Below are 17153 nucleotides of genomic sequence, written 5' to 3' on the forward strand. Positions count from 1 at the left end.
CCCGCGCTCAGACGGCCCCGGTCCGGACCGCCTCGTGGGCGTGCGCGGTCCAGTCCACGATGCCCAGGGCCGCCCCCGCCGCCTCCAGCCCCCGGCACTGGGCCCGGTGCCTGCGGGCCATGCCGTCCAGGTCGAGGCGCGGCCCGAAGGCGGGGTGGGCGGCCAGGCGCCGGGCGTACGCCCACAGGTGCCGGTGACCGGCGACGCGCTGGACCGCGGCGGCGTCCAGGTGCCGGCGGTGCACGACGTCCAGGTGGACCAGGGCCGCCCACAGCCGCACGTCCGCGGCGGTCAGCTCGCCGCCCAGCACGTACTCCTGGGAGGCCAGCCGCCACTCCAGCGTGTCCAGCGCGCGCAGCAGGGCGCTAAGGGCGGCCTCGCGCTCCGCCGCGGTGGCGTCGGCCCGCCCGGCGCGCTGGGCCGCGTCGTCGATGCCGTGTCCGCACAGGCGGGCCACGGCCTCGATCTCGCCGTCCGCGCCGCGCGGGTACAGCACGGGGCGTCCCGGGCCGCCGTCGCCGAAGCGCCCGGCCAGATCGGACAGGATGTCAGGGGTGTGGTTGCTGACGATCCGGCCCGTCCACGCGTCGCTCAGCACGGGGGCCGAGGCCGGGCCGGGGTACCGGTGGCAGCCGGCCTCGTACAGCGGGCGCAGCGCCGAGTGCCCGCCGTCGGGCTCGTCGGGCACGGCCGGCAGCAGGGTCACCGGCAGGACGTCGTCGAGACCGAGCAGGCCGTGGGTGACGGCGATGGACAGACACTGCGGACAGGACGGCGACAGGTACAGGCGGTAGCGGCCGGGCACGGCGTAGTGGCCGCTGCGGGCGTCGGGGCCGATGCGGCCCCGGAAGGCGGGCGGCGACGAGCGGAACGGCACGGCGGGCGATGGCGTGGCGGGCATGTGTCTCCCCGGGTGCGTTGTGGTTCTCGGACGTGCGGTGGGCGTCAGGCCGGCCGGGTGGGCGGGTGCGGCGCGCGGCCGGTGCGCTGGCGGCGGCGGGCAACCGCTCCGGGGCGGCTTCCCGGCTTCAGCGCAGAGGGCTCGCGGCGCTGCAGACACGCAGCAGGTCGATGTGGCGGCGGGACGTCAGCAGGGGAGACGGACGGCGCGTGCGCCTCGCACGCTCCTCGGCCGGCTCCACGCGTCCCATATTTCCCACCGATTCGCTAGGGATTCTGCTGGAAGTGTCGTCCGGCCCGCGGACTCCGTCAAGGGAGGGGGACGGCCGGGCGTCCGGGACGCGGGCGCCCGCGCGCGCCGGACGGGGCGCCGGGCGGCGGGCGGTGGTCAGGGATTGGTCCACGCCTCCCGGTCCTCGGCCAGGTCCACCACCTCGTCGGGCAGTTCGGCGGCGGCCACGTCGGCCAGGGTGACCTCGTCGAGGATCTTGCGCACGTTGGCGCGTACCGCGATCCACAGGGGCAGCAGCGACTGGGCCGGGCCGGTGTAGGACAGTTCGGGCGGGCGCACGCCCCGTACCGAGACCAGCGGTCCGTCGGCCGCGCGGATCACGTCCGCGATCGCGATCGTGTCCGCCGGGCGGGCCAGCCGGTAGCCTCCGTTGCCGCCGCGGCGGCTCACCACCAGCCCGCCCCGGCGCAGATCGCCGAGGATGCCCTCCAGGAACTTGTGCGGGATGCCCTGCGCCGAGGCGATCGTCTCGGCCTTGAGCGGGATGTCCTCCCCCGCCGCCGCCAGCTCCAGCGCGGCGCGCACCGCGTAATCCGCCTTGGCCGAGATTCGCATGCCGTGATTATCCGCCATGGCCGGGTCCGCCCGGCACCGGTTGCCCACTCCGCCGGGGAGGAAAGAGCGGCGGAAAGGGGAGAGCGGTCACAGAGGGAGGGTGAACGGAGGGTGGGCGCCGTCCAGGAAGTGTTCCCCGAGTTCGCGCAGCCGGTGGGCACCGGGCACGCGCAGCGTGTGGGTGCGGGCGTCGCGCCAGAAGCGGTCGAATCCGAGCCGTGCCGAGGCGGCACCCGGGCCGACGGCGTCCAGGGCGCGCGTGGTGATCTCCTCCACGGCGCGGAAGGCGGCGGCCTCGGCCGCGCTCACCAGCACGGCGATCTCGGCGCACTCCTCGTCGTCCAGGTCCTCTCCCCGCGCGAGGCCGCGCACCAGCGCCTCGACCGCCTGGTCGGCGAGGGCGGAGGCGGAACGGGCGGCGACGACGAGCTCCCCGCAGGCGCTCAGCACGTACGGGTCGGGTGACGGGCCGCCCGGCCAGGGCTGCCGCGGCAGCGGCCGCCAGGGCGAGTGCGCGGCCCGGCGGTATTCCCGGGTTTCGGCGAGCAGTCCCTCGGCGACGCCGAGACAGAACTGCACGGAGAACATCCGCGCGGCCGGTGCGGCCAGACAGGCGAAGGGGGACAGGACGCCCTCGTCGGGGGAGAGCGAGCCGAGCACGTCGTCGGCCGTGACCGTCACGGAGTCGAACTCCACGCTGTCGCGGGCGGCCAGGCGCTGGCCGAAGGTGTCCCCGTCGTTGCCGTGCACGACACCGGGGCGGGCGGGGTCGACGAGGACGGCCAGGGGTTCCCCGGTGCCGGACCGCGCCGCGCGGACGACCAGCCGGTCGGCGACCTTGGCGGCGGCGACCTGGCCGCGGCGCCCGTCCAGCGCGTAGCCGTCCCGGACGGGTGTCAGCACGAGCGGCGGCTCGTGGGACGCCAGGCCGCCTCCCCAGCACCACGCTCCCGCCGCCGACGCCCGTTCGACGCGTGCGGCGACGGCGGGGCCGGCGAAGAACCGGGCGGCGCAGGAGAGGAAGTAGTGGCTGCCGAGCAGATGACCGACGGCGCCGTCCGCGGCCGCGATGGTGCGGACGACCCTGTAGGCGGTACGCCAGTCGGCGCCCGCCCCGCCGTGCTCGGCCGGCACCAGGAGGGTCAGCAGCCCGGCCTCGCGCAGCCGCGTCACCTCGTCCACGGGCGGTTTGCCGGCCTGTTCGCGCTCGACGACGTCGGTGGCCAGGTCGTCCGCCACCTCCCGGGCGATGTGCGGCCAGTCCTGCGCGGTCACCTGGTCGTCCTGCGGTGCGGTGGTCATGGCGGTCTTCCTTCGGGAGCCGTGGAGAACCGGTCGAAGGGCGCCATGCTCACCCGCCCCGCCGACTGGCGTCAATATTTCCCTACTAAATCGATAGGAAAACTAGGGATGAGGGCCGCACGTCGGCCGACTCCCGCCCACAGATGGCCGGTTGGCGTCGGCGCGTCGCCTGCGCGCGGGACCGGGCGTCCGTGCCGGGGAGGCCCCCTGGGGCACCCTGCCGGCGGTTCTCGTCCCGGCGCTCATCCGGTGGCCGCCAACAGGGCCGGGCGGCCGCCGAGAGCGAGGGAGAACCGGTCGGTGACCTGGGCGAGGGCCTCGGCGGAGCGCGGCGCGACGCTGAGGGCGCCGTCGTCGCCCACCGTGATGTCCTCGTCGAGTGTGAACCAGCCCGGGACGATGTGCGCGGCGCCCATGGAACTCAGCACGGGGCGCAGGGCGTAGTCGATCGCCAGGACGTGGGCGGTGGTGCCGCCGGTGGCCAGCGGGAGGACGGTCTTGCCGGCCAGCGCGTACTGCGGGAGCAGGTCGAGCAGTGATTTCAGCAGTCCCGAGTAGGCGGCCTTGTAGACGGGGGTGCCGATCACGACGCCGTCCGCCCGGTCGAACAGGGCGGTGGCCTCCGTGATGGCCGGGTGCGTCACGTCGGCCCCGAGCAGTGCCCCGGCGGGCAGGGCGCGGGCGTCGAGGGCGACGACCTCGTGTCCGTGGGCGGTGAGCCGGCGGTCCAGGTGGCGCAGCAGCCGCGCGGTGCGGGAGGTGGCGGAGGGGCTTCCGGAGACGGACAGGATGCGGGCCATGGGACGACCTTTCGGGCGACGGCGTGGACGGAGCGGTGGCCGGGGGCTCGGACGGCACCGGTGCGAGCCGGGCGGGACGGGCGGGACGGCGAGCAGGGGCGGGGGTCACGGTTCGCGCCACAGGGTCGTCGGGGCCTCCCGCCGTACCGCCGGTGCGATCTCCTCGGCGAAGCGGTGGAGTTGGTCGATCTGCCCGGGCAGCGTCAGGCCCGAGGCGTCGACGGTGACGGACTGAAGGTCGTGGCGGTAGGACTCGTGGTAGCCGAGGATCTTGTCGATGATCTGCTGCGGGCTGCCGATGAGGTGCGGGCCGTGCGCGACGGCGTCCTCGACGGTGCGGAACGGGGTGTTGTAGCCGGGCCTTCCCTCCAGTGCGGGCCGGTGGGCCTGCCGGACGCGGGCTTCGTAGTAGTCCTTGAAGCGGGTCACCGCCTCCCGGGTGGTGTCCGCGATGAACAGCCCTCCGGATCCGGCGCCCACGTAGGCGGTGCGCGGGTCGTGGCCGTACGCCTCGAAACGCTCCCGGTAGTGGCGGATGAGCCGGGCGTAGGCCGCGCGGGGCTGGACGGCGTTGGCGCTGAAGAGCGGGTCGCCGTGTCTGGCGGCCAGTTCCGGGGAGCGCAGGCTGGTGGCCGAGCCGTGCCAGACGCGCGGCGGGCGCCCGCCGTACGGGCGGGGCAGCGTGGTGACGTTCTTCAGCGGCGGGCGGAACCTGCCCTCCCAGGTGACCTCCTCCTCGCGCCAGAGCCTGCGCAGCAGCTCGTACTTCTCGGCCTGGTACTCCCACTGCCGCTCCTCGTCCAGGCCGAACAGCCCGAAGTGGCCCGCCTCCGCGCCCTTGCCGACGACCAGTTCCACCCGGCCCCGGGAGAGCTGGTCGAGGGTGGCGTAGTCCTCGGCGACCCGCACGGGGTCGAGGACCGCCAGCACGGTGACCCCGGTCAGCAGCCGGATCCGGGTCGTCCGGGCGGCCACCGCGCCGAGCAGCACCGTCGGGCTGGAGGACAGGAACGGACCGGCGTGCCGCTCCCCCACCGCGTACGCGTCGAAGCCCAGCCGCTCGGCGGCGACCGCCGTCTGGACGGCCTCCGCGATCCGGTCGGCGGCGGGGCCGAGTTCGCCGGTCAGCGGGTGGGGCGCGTGGCCGACGATGGTCAGGACCTGGAATCTCATCGCTCGCTCCCGGGTGCGGTCACGTGCCCGTCCTCGGCAGGCCGGGCGGGTTGATCTCCGAGGTGGTCACGGCCTCGCCGGACAGGCCCCAGCGCTTGAGCACCTCGGCGTAGGTGCCGTTGCCGATGACCTCGTCGAGGGCGTCGGCGAGCGGCTTCACCAGGCCGCTGTCCTTCTTGGTGGTGGCCGCGATCAGGCCCTGGAGGGTGGCCCCGCCGCCGGAGTACGTGCCGACGATCTCCGTCTGCCCGGTGGTGGCGGCGTGGTAGGCGGCGGTCGGATGGGGGCCGAGGTGGAGGTCGATCCGGCCGGACCGGAGGGCGAGATAGGTGTCGGTGTCGTTCTGGTAGTAGTTGATGTCCACCGGCTTCCGGCCGGCCCTCTCGTTCTCCTCGCTCCACTCGACGAGCAGCTTCTCCTGGTTGGTGCCGCTGCTGACGGCCACCGTGCGGCCCGCGACGTCCTTTGGGCCGTCGACCTTCAGTCCGCTGCCCTTCTTCGCCGCGAAGCCGAGGTTGTCCTTGCGGTAGGTGGCGAAGTCGTACTTCTCCTTGCGTTCCTCGGTGACGGTGATGTTGCCGAAGCCGACGTCGTACTTGGCGCTGTCGAGGCCGACGAAGACGTTCTCCCAGGAGACCGTGTGGATGCGGGGTTCGAGGCCGAGGACGTCGGCGACCAGATGGGCGATGTCGGTCTCCACGCCGATCACGGTCCGGTCGTCGGTGGCGCGGAAGGTCAGCGGCGCGGCGGAGCCGGAGGAGCCGGCGATCTCCAGGGTGCCCCTGGCGCGGATCTTCCGGGGTACCCCGGCGGCGATGGAGTCCACCTTCGCGGTGGTGACGCGGTTCTGGTCGGGGGTCAGGTTGATCGTCGTCCGGGTTCCCGAGGTGTCCGCGATCTCGGCCGTGTCCCCGCCGGAGGGATCGCCGCAGGCGGCCAGGAGGAGGACGGACGCGGCCCCGAGCGCGAGGGCGGTGCCGCGGCGGGCGGTGGTACTCACGGTGGCTCTCCTTGCGCGCGGAAAAGGGTGAGGGGTGGTCAGAGGACCTTGGAGAGGAAGGCGCGGGTGCGGTCCTGCCGCGGGGCGTCGAGGACGGCCGCGGGCGGTCCCTGCTCCACGACGACGCCGCCGTCCATGAACACCACCGTGTCGGCGACCTCGCGGGCGAAGCCGATCTCGTGGGTGACGACGATCATCGTGGTTCCGGTGCGGGCCAGGTCCTTGATGACGTCGAGCACTTCGCCGACCAGCTCCGGATCGAGCGCGGAGGTGGGCTCGTCGAAGAGCAGCACCTTGGGTTCGACGGCGAGCGCGCGGGCGATGGCCACGCGCTGCTGCTGGCCGCCGGACAGCTGCCGCGGGTAGGCGCCGGCCTTGTCGGCGAGGCCGACCCGGGCCAGGAGCAGGCGGGCGGCGGCCTCGGCCTCGTTGCGCGGGCGGCGCAGCGCGGAGACGGGCGCCTCGACCAGGTTGTCCAGCACGGCCAGATGCGGGAAGAGATGGAAGTCCTGGAAGACGAACCCGATGCGGGTGCGCTGCGCGAGGACGTCCTTCTCCTTCAGCTCGTACAGCTTGCCGCCCGAGCGGCGGTAGCCGATGAGCTCCCCGTCGACGCCGATCCAGCCGCGGTCGGCCTTCTCCAGGTGGTTGATGGTGCGCAGCAGCGTGGACTTGCCCGATCCGGAGGGTCCGAGGATCACGGTGACCTCGCCGGCGCGGACCTTCAGGTCGACGCCGCGCAGCACCTCCAGGGGACCGAAGCTCTTGTGGACGCCGTGGACGTCCACCATCACCTGGCTCATCGGCTGCCTCCCAGCGGTTTCAGGGGGACGACGGGCTCGCCGGGCCGGGCCGCGGCGGCGCGTACGGCGCGCACCAGGCGCCGGGCGCGCTGGACGGGGGTGGGCGGCGGGGTGCGGTCGGCGCCCCGGGCGAAGCGGCGCTCGACGTAGTACTGCGCGAGGGACAGCAGGGAGGTCAGCACCACGTACCAGGCGGTGGCGACCAGCAGCAGGGGGATCACCCGGCCGTTGCGGCCGTAGATCACCTGGGTCTGGAAGAACAGCTCGCCGATGGACATGACGTAGACCACCGAGGTGCCCTTGAGCAGGCCGACGACCTCGTTGCCGGCGGTGGGCAGGATGGCCCGCATGGCCTGCGGGAGCACGATCCGGCGGATCTGGCGCAGGCGGGGGATGCCCAGGGCCGCGGCGGCCTCCAGCTGCCCGTGGTCGACCGAGACGACGCCGCCCCGGACGACCTCGGCGGCATAGGCGGCCTGGTGCAGGGACAGCCCGATGACGGCGGCGCCGATGGTGCCGACCAGGCTGTTGCTGTCGACGGACCAGAACACCGGCCCGAAGGGGACGCCCACGCCCAGTTCCTCGTACAGGGCGCTCAGGTTGAACCAGAACACCAGCTGGACGATCATCGGGATGGACCGGAAGATCCAGACGTAGGACCAGGCCACGGTCCGCAGGACCGGACTGCGCGACAGCCGCATGAAGGCCAGGACGGTCCCGAGGAGGAAGCCCAGCACGGTGGCGTACGCGGTGAGCTGGAGGGTCACCCACACGGCCCGGACGATCGTCTCCGACAGGACGTAGTCGGCGAAGACGTGCCATTCCCAGACGGGGTTGGTGGCCAGGCCGTGGACGAACTGGGCGGTCAGGACGGCCACGGCGCCGGCCGCGGCCCACCGGGCCGGGTGGCGTGCCGGGACGACCCGGACCGGCGGGTCCGGGAGGGGCGGGGGCTGCGGGCCGCTGCCCGGCGGTGCCGCGCCGGGCGGCGCGGTGGTGGCGGTGCGTCGCATCGTCGTGTTCCTGCTCAGTTCTCGGGGGTGTGCTCGGGCGGGTTGATCCGGGAGGCGTCGATCGCGGAGGCGGTGGTGCCCCACTTCGCGAGGATCCGGGCGTAGGTGCCGTCCTCGATCAGGTGGTCGACGGCGGCCCGGAACGCCTTGGTGAGGGGGGAGTTCTTCCTGAAGGCGAAGCCGACGTCGAGACGGTGGTACTCACCGAGGAAGGCGGTGCGGGAGGCCGGCCGGGCCGCCTGGTGGCGCAGCCCGTTGATGGTCGACATGATCACGTCGATCCGGCCCTGCTGGAGCGCGGTGAGCGTGGCCGCGTTCTCCGAGTAGACCTTCACCTCGTACGGCTTCCTGCCCGCCTCGGCGCACACGCCCCGCCGCGCGGTGAGGGTCGCCTCGAAGGTGGTGCCGGCCCCGGTGCCGATGGTGAGGCCGCACAGCTGGGTGAGGCGGGTGACCTTCGTCCCCAGCGTGGTGTCGCCCCTGCGTACGGCGAAGCCCTGGCCGTCGTTGATGTAGGTGACGAAGTCGATCGTCTTCAGCCGCTCGGCGGTGACGCCGAAGTTTCCTGTGCCGACGTCGTACTTGCCGCTGCCGAGGGCGGGCAGGATCGTCTCGAAGGAGGCGTCCTGGCGCTCCAGCCTGACGCCGAGGACCTTGGCCACCGCGTTCGCCAGGTCGATGTCCTGGCCCGCGGGCGCCTTGTCCGGGCCGTCCGGGTAGTACGCCCCCGGCGGGGTCCCGATGGCGCTGCCGATCCGCAGCGTGCCCGCCTCGCGCACGCGGGCGGGCAGCAGGGCGGCGACGGAGTCCACCGTGCGCACGCCGGCGACCGGGTCGCCGGACGGCCCGGCGGCGGCCGGTGCCCCGGCCTTCACCGTGCCGTCGCCCGCACCGGTGCCGCAGGCGGTCAGGGCGAGCAGGGGCGCCAGCACCCAGGCGGCCACGCGGCGCGGCCGGGTGCCGGAGGTGGGGAGGTTCACAGGTCGGATGCCTTTCCGGTGCGGGCCGCCGGAGCGGTCAGGTGCTTCTCGAAGGCCAGCGGGCCGATGGTCTCGGGGTCGGCCCGGGTGTCGAACAGGGGGGTGTAGCCGGTGGCCAGGTACAGGCCGCGGGCCTCGGGCTGGCGCGGTCCGGTGGTCAGGTGGATCCGCCGGTAGCCGCGGAGGGCCGCCTCGCGTTCCAGCTCGGCGACGACCCGGCGGGCCAGGCCGCGCCGCCGGTGGGCGGAGTGCGTCCAGATCCGCTTCAGCTCGGCGGTCCTCGCGTCGTACCGGCGGAAGGCACCGCCCGCCACCGGCGCGCCGCGTTGGAGGAGCAGCAGCAGGGCTCCGCCGTACGGTGCGGTGAACTCCTCGTCGGGGTAGCGGGCGAGTTCGGCGTGCGCGTCCCTGCCGTACCGGGCCGTGTACTCGTCGCCGAGTTCGCGCAGCAGCGGCTCCACCCGGGGGTCGCGGACCGTTACCTGAACGACCGTCAGCTCCGGTGCCGAGGTCATCCGCCCACCGCCGCGAGGACCCCGGCGCCGCGTGCCGCGCGCTCGGCGTCGCGCTTGGCGACCTCCTCGCGCACGAGCGGGATCACGTACCGGCCGAAGTCGATCGCGTCGTCGAGCAGGTCGTAGCCGCGCGCGGAGAGGATGTCGACGCCGAGGTCGTAGTAGTCCAGCAGCGCCTGCGCGACCGTCTCCGGGGTGCCGACCAGGGCGTTGGAGTTGCCGGCGCCCCCGGTGGCGGCGGCGGTGGGGGTCCACAGGGCGCGGTCGTAGCGCTCGCCCGCCTCGGCGATGGCGATCAGCCGCTGCGAGCCGGTGTTCTCCGGCGCCCCGGTCCGGTGGTGCCGTACCAGGCCCGCCGCGCGCCGTTCGCGGATGGCACCGACCGCGCGGTGGGCCTTGTCCCACGCCAGCTCCTCGGTCGGGGCGATGATGGGGCGGAAGGCGACCTGGAAGCGCGGCACGTCGGTCCGCCCCGCGGCCCGCGCGGCGGCCTTCACGGCCTCGATCTGCTCGGCGGTCCTGGCCAGGGGTTCGCCCCAGAGGCAGTAGATGTCGGCCTCGGCGCCTCCGGCGGCGTACGCGGCGGGGGACGAACCGCCGAACGAGACGCCCGGGCGGGGCTGCTGGACGGGGAAGACGTCACTGACGAAGTCGTGGAAGCGGTAGTGCTCGCCCTCGTGGCCGAAGGGCTCGCGGGTCGTCCAGATCTTCTTGACGATCCGGATGTACTCCCGGGTGCGGGCGTAGCGCTCGTCCTTGGTGAGGGTGTCGCCCTCGCGGCCCTGCTCGTGGTCGTTGCCGCCGGTGATGAAGTGCACGGTCAGCCGGCCCCCGCTGATCTGGTCCAGGGTGGCGAAGGTCTTGGCGGCGAAGGTGGGGTAGGAGACGTTGGGCCGGTGGGCCAGCAGGATCTGGAGGCGCTCCAGCCGGCTGGCGACATACGCGGCGGCGGGCGCCGGATCGGGGGATCCGGAGCCGTAGGCGAACAGGACCCGGTCCCAGCCGTGGTCCTCGTGGGCCCGGGCGAGCCGGAGGGTGTACTCCTTGTCGAAGGCGGCGCCGGAGCGCGGGGTGGTTTCGGAGCCGTCGTTGGTGGCGGCGATGCCGAGGAACTCCACGGGCATGGAACGGCCTTTCTCAGGTCCTGGTGATGCGCCGCCCGCAGGCGGGCACGGCGGAACAGCCCTGCCGACGACCGTGGGTGACGGTGCGTCAGCTAGGTGCTGGTGATGGCTGAGCGAGCGTGAGCGTGACGACGCCGCGGCGTCGGAAGGCAAAACGGGAGAGCGGCGGCAGCGCGCGCAGGGAGATCTCGGCCCGCGACGGGGTCACCGAGGGAGGGAAGGGCCGGTCAGACGGCCCGCTGCCGAGTCAGGCGCAACACGCCGCGGACCACACCCGACCGAAGTCGATGTGGTCGCGCGAGACCAAGCGCTGCTGGGCGTTCATGCGATTACTTGAGCAGGACATCGTGCTCTTCGTCAACCGGTGCCCGCATCCCGGACCCCAACGGGCCCGCCGCGATGGCGTGTTGACAGACGGGTGCCGCGGCCGCCTACGATCGGCGGCGGACGGGCCCCGCCGTGCGCGGTGCCCCGTCCGGCCGCGTTGAGGGACGCGGCAGCGTGTGACGACGCCCGAACCGGACCGCAGCGCCTTCGCTGGGGCACCTCGAACCGTGCCCGCCCGCGCTCGCCGCCCGGTGATCTCCCACGCCCGCGCCTCCCTCTCCGGAGACCCCCGATGGTCACCTCTTCCGACACCGCCCCCGCTCCGCCCGGCCCGCGCCGGGAGTCCGGCCCGCCGGCCGGCCCGCCGCGGATCGTGCCCCGCCGGCACATCGGCCGCTTGCTGTCGGCCGCCGCCGGACTGCTGGTCCTCGCGATGGTCCTCAACTCCGTCGTCCGCAACGACGCGTTCCGGTGGGACGTGGTCGGCCGGTACTTCACCAGCGCCGCGGTGCTGGACGGCCTGCTGCTGACCCTGTGGCTGACCGCGGCGGTGACCGTGCTCGGCTTCCTGCTCGGCACGCCGCTGGCGGTGATGCGGCTGTCCGCCAACCCGGTGCTGCGCACGCTCAGCTGGGGGTTCGTATGGATCTTCCGCTCCACCCCGCTGCTGGTGCAGCTGCTGTTCTGGTTCAACATCGGCGCCCTGTATCCGACGCTCGGACTCGGCGTCCCCTTCGGCCCGCAGTTCGTCACCGTGCAGACGGTGAACCTGCTCGGCCCCACCCTGACCGCCGTCATCGGCCTCACCCTGCACGAGGCCGCCTACGCCGCCGAGGTGGTGCGCGGCGGCATCCTCTCCGTCGACCCCGGCCAGACCGAGGCCGCCCAGGCGCTCGGCCTGAGCAGGCGCCGCACCCTGCGCCGGGTCGTCATCCCCCAGGCGATGCGCTCGATCGTGCCGACCGCCGGCAACATGCTGATCGGCACGCTCAAGGGGACCAGCATCGTCAGCGTGCTGGCCGTGCACGACCTGCTCCACTCGGTACAGCTGGTCTACAACCAGACCTACGAGATCATCCCGCTGCTGCTGGTCGCCACCCTCTGGTACATCGCCGTCACCACGGTGCTCAGCGCGGGCCAGTTCTACGTCGAGCGGTACTACGCCCGCGGCACCTCGCGCGCTCTGCCGCCCACGCCGCTCCAGCGGCTGCGCGGCCGGCTGTCGGCCGCGGGCGGCCGGCTGCGTACGGTGACGGCGGCCGACGCCCGCCCGGTGATCGGCGGTGACCGGTGAACGACGCCGTCCCCGCGGCCGTGCTGGCCGTCGTCGGCGCGGGCCCGCGCACCACGGGCCTGCTGGAGCGCATCGCCGCCAATGCCCCCGAACTGTGGGACTGGGCACGGGAGTTGCGGATTCACCTGATCGATCCGTATCCGCCCGGCCCGGGCCGGATCTGGCGGCACGAGCAGTCCCCGCTGCTGCGGATGAACTCGATGGCCGAGGACGTCACCCTGTTCACCGACGAGTCCTCCACCCTCGACGGCCCGGTACGGCCCGGCCCCTCGCTGTCCGAGTGGGCCGCCCAGTTCTCCGGCCGCGGCCCGCGCCACGAGCCGTACGCGGAGCCCGCCGACCCGGAGGTACTCGCCGAGCTGCGCACCCTCACCGGCACCGACTTCCCCACCCGGCGCGCGCAGAGCGCCTACCTGGAGTGGGCGTTCCGCAGAGTCCTGGCCGACCTGCCGCCCTGCGTCACCGTCGTCCGGCACCGTACGACCGCCACCGCCGTCACCGGTCCCCCGGACGGCCCGCAGCAGGTCCACCTGGCCGACCGCACCACCGCGCTCACCGCCGACGTGGTGGTCCTCGCCCAGGGCCACCTGGGCTCGGCGCCCACCGGTGAGCACCGCGCGCTGGCCGCCTTCGCGCGCCGGCACGGCCGCTTCCACCTCCCGCCGGCGTTCACCGCCGACGCCGACCTGTCGGGCCTGCGGCCCGGCGAGCACGTCATCGTGCGCGGCTTCGGGCTGGCCTTCGTCGACCTGATGGCGCTGCTCACCGAGGGACGCGGGGGCACCTTCCGCCCCGCCGCGGACGGCACCCTCACCTATCTGCCGTCCGGCCGGGAGCCCGTCCTCCACGTCGGGTCGCGGCGCGGGGTGCCCTACCACGCCAAGACCCGCTACCGGCTGAGGGGGCCCCGGCCCCCGCTGCCGCGCCACTTCGGCCCCGAGGCGGTCGACGCGCTGCTCGCGCGGGGCCGCCCGCTGGACCTGCGGCGCGACGTGTGGCCGCTGATGGCCAAGGAGATCGGGTTCGGGTACTACCACGAACTGTTCCACGCCCACCCGGAGCGCACGGCCCTGCCCTGGCCGGACTTCGCCGCCGCCTACGACCGGCTCGGCGGGGACGGCGACGCCATGGCCGCCCTCGTCGCGGCGGCCGTCCCCGACCCGGCGGACCGGCTCGGCCTTCAGGCCCTGGACCGCCCCCTGGACGGCCTCGCCTTCCCCACACCGGACGCCTTCCAGGAGCATCTGCGCGAGCACGTCGCGCGGGATGTCGCCCGCCGCGAGAACCCGCGGTTCAGCGCCGACCTCGGGGCGTTCCTCGCCCTGCTGTCCGTGTACGGCTCCCTGCCCCGTCTGGTCGCCGCGGGGCGGCTGACCGCGCGCTCCGTCGCCGAGGACCTCGACGGCTGGTGGCACGGCTTCTTCAGCTTTCTCGCCTCCGGCCCGCCCGGCTTCCGCCTGCGCCAGCTGCTGGCCCTGTCCCGGGCCGGGATCGTCCGCTTCACCGGGGCGGGCGTCCGGATCGGCACGGACGAGACCACCGGCACCTTCACCGCGGCCAGTCCCACCGTCCCCGGCCACACCGTCCACGCCACCGCCCTGATCGAGGCCTACCTCCCCGCTCGCTCCCTCGCGCGCACCGAGGACCCTCTCCTGCGGCACCTGTACCGGACGGGCGCGCTCGCCGAGGAGATCGTCACCGATGCCTCCCATGTCCACCACTCGGGGCTGCTCACCGTCTCCCCCGCCGACGGCCGTGTCCTCGACCCGGGACTGGGCGGACCCCACCCCCGCCGTGTCGCGCTCGGCGCCCCCACCAACAGCCGGGCCGTCGCCGCCTTCGCCCGCCCCCGCACCGACGCCCCGGTCTTCCGCCAGAACGACGCCGTGGCCCGTGCCCTGCTGCGCACGCTCGCCGCGCCGGACCGGGCGCTCGCGCCGGACGACGCCGACGGCACACCGGTCCCCGCCGCGGCGCCGGCCCGGTGACACCGCGGGGCGGAGGTGACCACGCGCCACCGGGCCGCCCGGGTGCGGCGCGGGACACCGCGGTGGCTGCCCCGCGGCGCCGGCCGCGCGTCTGAGCAGCAGGGCCCGGGCGCGGGCCGGGAGTGCGGGCGCCGGTCCGGTCAGGCGTCGAATTCGACCGCCGTGCCGTACAGGCGGCGTGCCTTCAGCCGGATGACGACCCGGCGCTCGGCGACCTGCTGCTCCAGGAACGCCTGTTCGTCCTCCGGTCTGGCGGTGTCCGGGAGCATCGCGAGCAGTTCGCGCCCGACCGCGTCGCCGGGGACCGTGGTGATCTCCGATATCTCGGCCTCGCCCTCGGCGACGGCGAACGACCAGACGTCGTCGCCCGTCACATGCAGGGCGGCGCGCGGATCGTGCCGCAGGTGCCGGACCTTGACGCGGTCGGCCGTGGTGGAGAACCGGGCCGTGCGGGCTTCGGGATCCCACTGGTAGACCATGGTGGTCAGATGGGGATGGCCACTGCGCTTGCTGGTGGCGAGGGTGCCGAACCGCTGCTTGGCCAGCAATCCGGAGAGGGCTTCGTCGGACAGGGCGCGGGCTGTGGGCGCTTGAGTCATGACAGGGGCAACCGCTCGGGGGCGCCCCCTCATTCCGAGCGCCGGGCGCGGAACCGGCGCACGCCGCCGGGGTGTTGGCCGGCAAGCGCCGGGAGAGCCGGCCGCCGGCCGCTCGGCCTCCCGAGGTCTCCCGCACGATCGGTCGCGGTCACGCACAGGCGCGGATGCGCCGGGCCGCCCCTCGCAGACAGTCCTCGACGGCGCCGGAGTCACCCTGTCGCCCGGACCGGCGTGGCGATCGATGCCCCTGAGGGCGCCCGTCCGGCCGCCACGGCGCGGATGAGAGGGTGGGCAGGACAACTTCTTTCCACAGGAAGAGACTTCCGGTATGGCCGTCATCCACCGCACCGTCCTCACGCCGACCAAGCTCGAACTGCTCACCTCCTGGCTCCCGTCCCGGCCGTGGTACCACGGCGGCAGGGCTGAACCGGAGCTGACCACGGCCGGCGGCTTCCGGCTGGACGATCCGCAGGGCGAGGTGGGGATCGAGTTCATCGTGGTGACGGACGCCTCCGGCGCCCGCCCGGCCTCCTATCTGGTGCCGCTGACCTATCGCGGGGCCCGGCTCGACGGGGCCGACCACGCTCTCGTCGGCACCATGGAGCACGGAGTGCTGGGGCAGCGCTGGGCCTACGACGGCTGCCACGACCCGGTGCTGGTCGCCCAGTTGCTCGCCCTGATCGAGGGCCGGGTCCAGGCCCAGGACCAGAACGCCAGCGACACCCCCGACCGGGAGGTCACCCGCTCCTGCGCCGCTGACGGAGTCGCCCGCGTGGGCCTCACCGCCGCCACCGACGACCTGGAGGGCACCGAGATGCCCCTCACGCACGGCATGGCGCTGCGCCTCCACCGGGTCCTGCGGCCCGCCCCGGACGGCCGTCCCGTCCTTCCCGAGGTGGCGGCCGGCCATGTCGCCGGGGTCTGGAGCGCGCCGGACGGCACCCGCGTCCGGGGGCTCTTCGCCGTCCTGCACCACACCGCCGCTCGGTAGCGGCCGCTTGCCACCGCCCGGCCGCCGGCGGTGACGGGCCGCCGGCGGTGACGGGCCGACCGCCAGGGCGCCGGACAGCGGGCGGGCCGGGCCTAGCTGTGGCTGTCCGGACAGGCCCTAACGCACCAGGCAGGGGCGCTTGGCGTCGAACTCCCAGCCCGGGATCAGGTACTGCATGCCGACGGCGTCGTTCCGCGCTCCCAGGGCCTTCGTCCGGTAGAGCTCGTGGGCCGCGAGGAGGCGGTCCATGTCGAGCTCGACGCCGAGACCGGGGGCGTCGGGGACGGCGATCTCACCGTCGACGATGCGGGGCGGGGCGGTGGTGAGCCGCTCCAGGCCCTCCTGCCATATCCAGTGCGTGTCCAGGGCGTTGTACTCGCCGGGCGCGGCGGCTCCGCAGTGCGTGACCATGGCGAGGGAGATGTCGAAGTGGTTGTTGGAGTGGCAGCCCCAGGTCAGTCCCATCGCGTTGCACAGCTGCGCCACGCGGACGGAGCCCTGCATGGTCCAGAAGTGCGGGTCGGCCAGCGGGATGGAGACCGACTGCAGGGCGAGGGCGTGGGTCAGCTGCCGCCAGTCCGTGGCGATCATGTTGGTGGCGGTGGGCAGACCGGTCGCGCGACGGAACTCGGCCAGGATCTCCCGCCCGGAGTAGCCGTTCTCCGCGCCGCAGGGGTCCTCGGCGTAGGCGAGCGTCCCGGCCAGCGGCGCGCAGAGCTCGACGGCCTCCTTCAGCGACCAGGCCCCGTTGGGGTCGAGGGTGATCCGGGCCTCGGGGAACCGGTCCTTCAGGGCCCGTACGGCCTTGACCTCCTCGGCGCTGTCCAGGACGCCGCCCTTCAGCTTGAAGTCGCGGAAGCCGTACAGGTCGTAGGTCGCCTCGGCCTGGCGGACGATCGCCTCGGGCGTCAGGGCCTCCTCGTGCCGGATCCGGTACCAGTCGGTGTCCGCGTCGGGCTCGCGGACGTACTCCAGGTCGGTGCGGCCGGGATCGCCGACGTAGAAGAGGTAGCCCAGCACCCGTACGGAGTCCCGCTGCACGCCGTCCCCGAGGAGGGCGGCGACCGGGACGTCGAGGTGCTGGCCCAGGAGGTCCAGGAGAGCCGACTCGACGGCGGTGACGGCGTGGACGGTGGTCCGCAGGTCGAAGGTCTGCGCGCCCCGTCCGCCGGCGTCGCGGTCGGCGAAGCGGGCCCCGATCTCGCGCAGCACCCGCTTGTAGTCGCCCACCTTGGCCCCGACCACGAGGGACTCGGCGTCCCGCAGGGTCTGCGTGATCTTCTCCCCGCCGGGCACCTCGCCGAGGCCCGTGCGGCCCTCGGAGTCCGTCAGGACGACGATGTTGCGGGTGAAGTAGGGGCCGTGGGCGCCGGAGAGGTTCAGTTCCATGCAGTCGCGCCCCGCTACGGGGTAGACGGAGAACGCGGTGACGGTCGGCTGGTTCGTGCTCATGCTCTCTTCTGGCTCCTTGTGTCTGCGTGTATCGGCTCGCGCCGG

16 protein-coding genes are annotated in these 17153 nt (G+C 74.0%); 3 read left to right on the forward strand and 13 right to left on the reverse strand.

The genetic code is table 11. The features are described 5' to 3' along the window. Positions 1-7: 7 nt before the first annotated feature. The 11 genes from AB0L74_RS16025 to AB0L74_RS16075 form a co-directional block, all read right to left on the reverse strand. Positions 8-901, reverse strand: a complete 894-nt coding sequence (locus AB0L74_RS16025; protein WP_365651372.1) for a glutathione S-transferase C-terminal domain-containing protein — start codon at positions 899-901, stop codon at positions 8-10. A gap of 387 nt (positions 902-1288) precedes the next feature. Beyond that, the gene (locus AB0L74_RS16030; RefSeq protein WP_365651375.1) at positions 1289-1747 is read right to left on the reverse strand and encodes an Rrf2 family transcriptional regulator; all 459 of its coding nucleotides are present in this window, start codon (positions 1745-1747) and stop codon (positions 1289-1291) included. Positions 1748-1834: 87 nt separating this feature from the next. Beyond that, positions 1835-3049, reverse strand: coding sequence for an acyl-CoA dehydrogenase family protein (locus AB0L74_RS16035; protein ID WP_365651378.1), 1215 nt, complete (start codon positions 3047-3049; stop codon positions 1835-1837). Positions 3050-3291: 242 nt separating this feature from the next. Further along, complete coding sequence (gene ssuE, locus AB0L74_RS16040; protein WP_365651383.1) at positions 3292-3849, reverse strand: NADPH-dependent FMN reductase; 558 nt, start codon at positions 3847-3849, stop codon at positions 3292-3294. Positions 3850-3954: 105 nt separating this feature from the next. After that, the gene (locus AB0L74_RS16045; RefSeq protein ID WP_365651386.1) at positions 3955-5022 is read right to left on the reverse strand and encodes an LLM class flavin-dependent oxidoreductase; all 1068 of its coding nucleotides are present in this window, start codon (positions 5020-5022) and stop codon (positions 3955-3957) included. A 19-nt stretch (positions 5023-5041) separates the two neighbouring features. Continuing rightward, a complete protein-coding gene (locus AB0L74_RS16050) occupies positions 5042-6022 on the reverse strand; it encodes an ABC transporter substrate-binding protein (RefSeq protein ID WP_365651389.1) in 981 nt (326 codons plus the stop codon). Positions 6023-6060: 38 nt separating this feature from the next. After that, entirely contained in the window at positions 6061-6825 is a 765-nt protein-coding gene (locus AB0L74_RS16055; RefSeq protein ID WP_365651392.1) for an amino acid ABC transporter ATP-binding protein, read from the reverse strand. Then, positions 6822-7838: an amino acid ABC transporter permease gene (locus AB0L74_RS16060; RefSeq protein ID WP_365651395.1), complete on the reverse strand. Its 1017-nt coding sequence runs from the start codon at positions 7836-7838 to the stop codon at positions 6822-6824. The genes AB0L74_RS16055 and AB0L74_RS16060 overlap by 4 nt, the downstream gene beginning before the upstream one ends. Before the next feature lie 14 nt (positions 7839-7852). Next, positions 7853-8818, reverse strand: coding sequence for an ABC transporter substrate-binding protein (locus AB0L74_RS16065; protein ID WP_365651398.1), 966 nt, complete (start codon positions 8816-8818; stop codon positions 7853-7855). Next, positions 8815-9333, reverse strand: coding sequence for a GNAT family N-acetyltransferase (locus tag AB0L74_RS16070; protein ID WP_365651401.1), 519 nt, complete (start codon positions 9331-9333; stop codon positions 8815-8817). Before AB0L74_RS16070 ends, AB0L74_RS16065 begins: the two co-directional genes overlap by 4 nt. Beyond that, positions 9330-10457 carry an LLM class flavin-dependent oxidoreductase gene (locus tag AB0L74_RS16075; RefSeq protein WP_365651404.1) on the reverse strand — a complete coding sequence of 376 codons (1128 nt, stop codon included), beginning with the start codon at positions 10455-10457 and terminating at the stop codon, positions 9330-9332. Before AB0L74_RS16075 ends, AB0L74_RS16070 begins: the two co-directional genes overlap by 4 nt. Positions 10458-11076: 619 nt before the next feature. On the opposite strand from AB0L74_RS16075, the gene AB0L74_RS16080 reads away from it, so the two are divergent. Together AB0L74_RS16080 and AB0L74_RS16085 are read left to right on the forward strand one after the other, a co-directional pair. Further along, positions 11077-12078 carry an amino acid ABC transporter permease gene (locus AB0L74_RS16080; RefSeq protein WP_365651407.1) on the forward strand — a complete coding sequence of 334 codons (1002 nt, stop codon included), beginning with the start codon at positions 11077-11079 and terminating at the stop codon, positions 12076-12078. Next, positions 12075-14066, forward strand: a complete 1992-nt coding sequence (locus tag AB0L74_RS16085; protein WP_365651409.1) for an FAD/NAD(P)-binding protein — start codon at positions 12075-12077, stop codon at positions 14064-14066. The genes AB0L74_RS16080 and AB0L74_RS16085 overlap by 4 nt, the downstream gene beginning before the upstream one ends. A gap of 140 nt (positions 14067-14206) precedes the next feature. Here the strand turns inward: AB0L74_RS16085 and AB0L74_RS16090 are convergent, their stop codons facing one another. Beyond that, positions 14207-14665: a TIGR03618 family F420-dependent PPOX class oxidoreductase gene (locus tag AB0L74_RS16090; protein WP_365651412.1), complete on the reverse strand. Its 459-nt coding sequence runs from the start codon at positions 14663-14665 to the stop codon at positions 14207-14209. A gap of 328 nt (positions 14666-14993) precedes the next feature. Between AB0L74_RS16090 and AB0L74_RS16095 the strand changes: the two genes are divergently transcribed. Beyond that, on the forward strand, positions 14994-15656 hold the full coding sequence (locus AB0L74_RS16095; protein ID WP_365651415.1) for a 1,4-alpha-glucan branching protein: 663 nt from the start codon (positions 14994-14996) through the stop codon (positions 15654-15656). Positions 15657-15773: 117 nt separating this feature from the next. On the opposite strand, the gene AB0L74_RS16100 is transcribed toward AB0L74_RS16095, so the two are convergent. Then, complete coding sequence (locus AB0L74_RS16100) at positions 15774-17108, reverse strand: enolase C-terminal domain-like protein (protein WP_365651418.1); 1335 nt, start codon at positions 17106-17108, stop codon at positions 15774-15776. Positions 17109-17153: the final 45 nt, after the last annotated feature.

The sequence above is a fragment of the Streptomyces sp. NPDC052020 genome, assembly GCF_040680575.1.
Classification (GTDB): Bacteria; Actinomycetota; Actinomycetes; order Streptomycetales; family Streptomycetaceae; genus Streptomyces.

Coding starts and splice junctions, on each gene's coding strand:
- AB0L74_RS16025 (WP_365651372.1), bottom strand. CDS start 901: ATGCCCGCCACGCCATCGCCCGCCGTGCCGTTCCGCTCGTCGCCGCCC.
- AB0L74_RS16030 (WP_365651375.1), bottom strand. CDS start 1,747: ATGCGAATCTCGGCCAAGGCGGATTACGCGGTGCGCGCCGCGCTGGAG.
- AB0L74_RS16035 (WP_365651378.1), bottom strand. CDS start 3,049: ATGACCACCGCACCGCAGGACGACCAGGTGACCGCGCAGGACTGGCCG.
- ssuE (WP_365651383.1), bottom strand. CDS start 3,849: ATGGCCCGCATCCTGTCCGTCTCCGGAAGCCCCTCCGCCACCTCCCGC.
- AB0L74_RS16045 (WP_365651386.1), bottom strand. CDS start 5,022: ATGAGATTCCAGGTCCTGACCATCGTCGGCCACGCGCCCCACCCGCTG.
- AB0L74_RS16055 (WP_365651392.1), bottom strand. CDS start 6,825: ATGAGCCAGGTGATGGTGGACGTCCACGGCGTCCACAAGAGCTTCGGT.
- AB0L74_RS16060 (WP_365651395.1), bottom strand. CDS start 7,838: ATGCGACGCACCGCCACCACCGCGCCGCCCGGCGCGGCACCGCCGGGC.
- AB0L74_RS16070 (WP_365651401.1), bottom strand. CDS start 9,333: ATGACCTCGGCACCGGAGCTGACGGTCGTTCAGGTAACGGTCCGCGAC.
- AB0L74_RS16075 (WP_365651404.1), bottom strand. CDS start 10,457: ATGCCCGTGGAGTTCCTCGGCATCGCCGCCACCAACGACGGCTCCGAA.
- AB0L74_RS16080 (WP_365651407.1), top strand. CDS start 11,077: ATGGTCACCTCTTCCGACACCGCCCCCGCTCCGCCCGGCCCGCGCCGG.
- AB0L74_RS16090 (WP_365651412.1), bottom strand. CDS start 14,665: ATGACTCAAGCGCCCACAGCCCGCGCCCTGTCCGACGAAGCCCTCTCC.
- AB0L74_RS16095 (WP_365651415.1), top strand. CDS start 14,994: ATGGCCGTCATCCACCGCACCGTCCTCACGCCGACCAAGCTCGAACTG.
- AB0L74_RS16100 (WP_365651418.1), bottom strand. CDS start 17,108: ATGAGCACGAACCAGCCGACCGTCACCGCGTTCTCCGTCTACCCCGTA.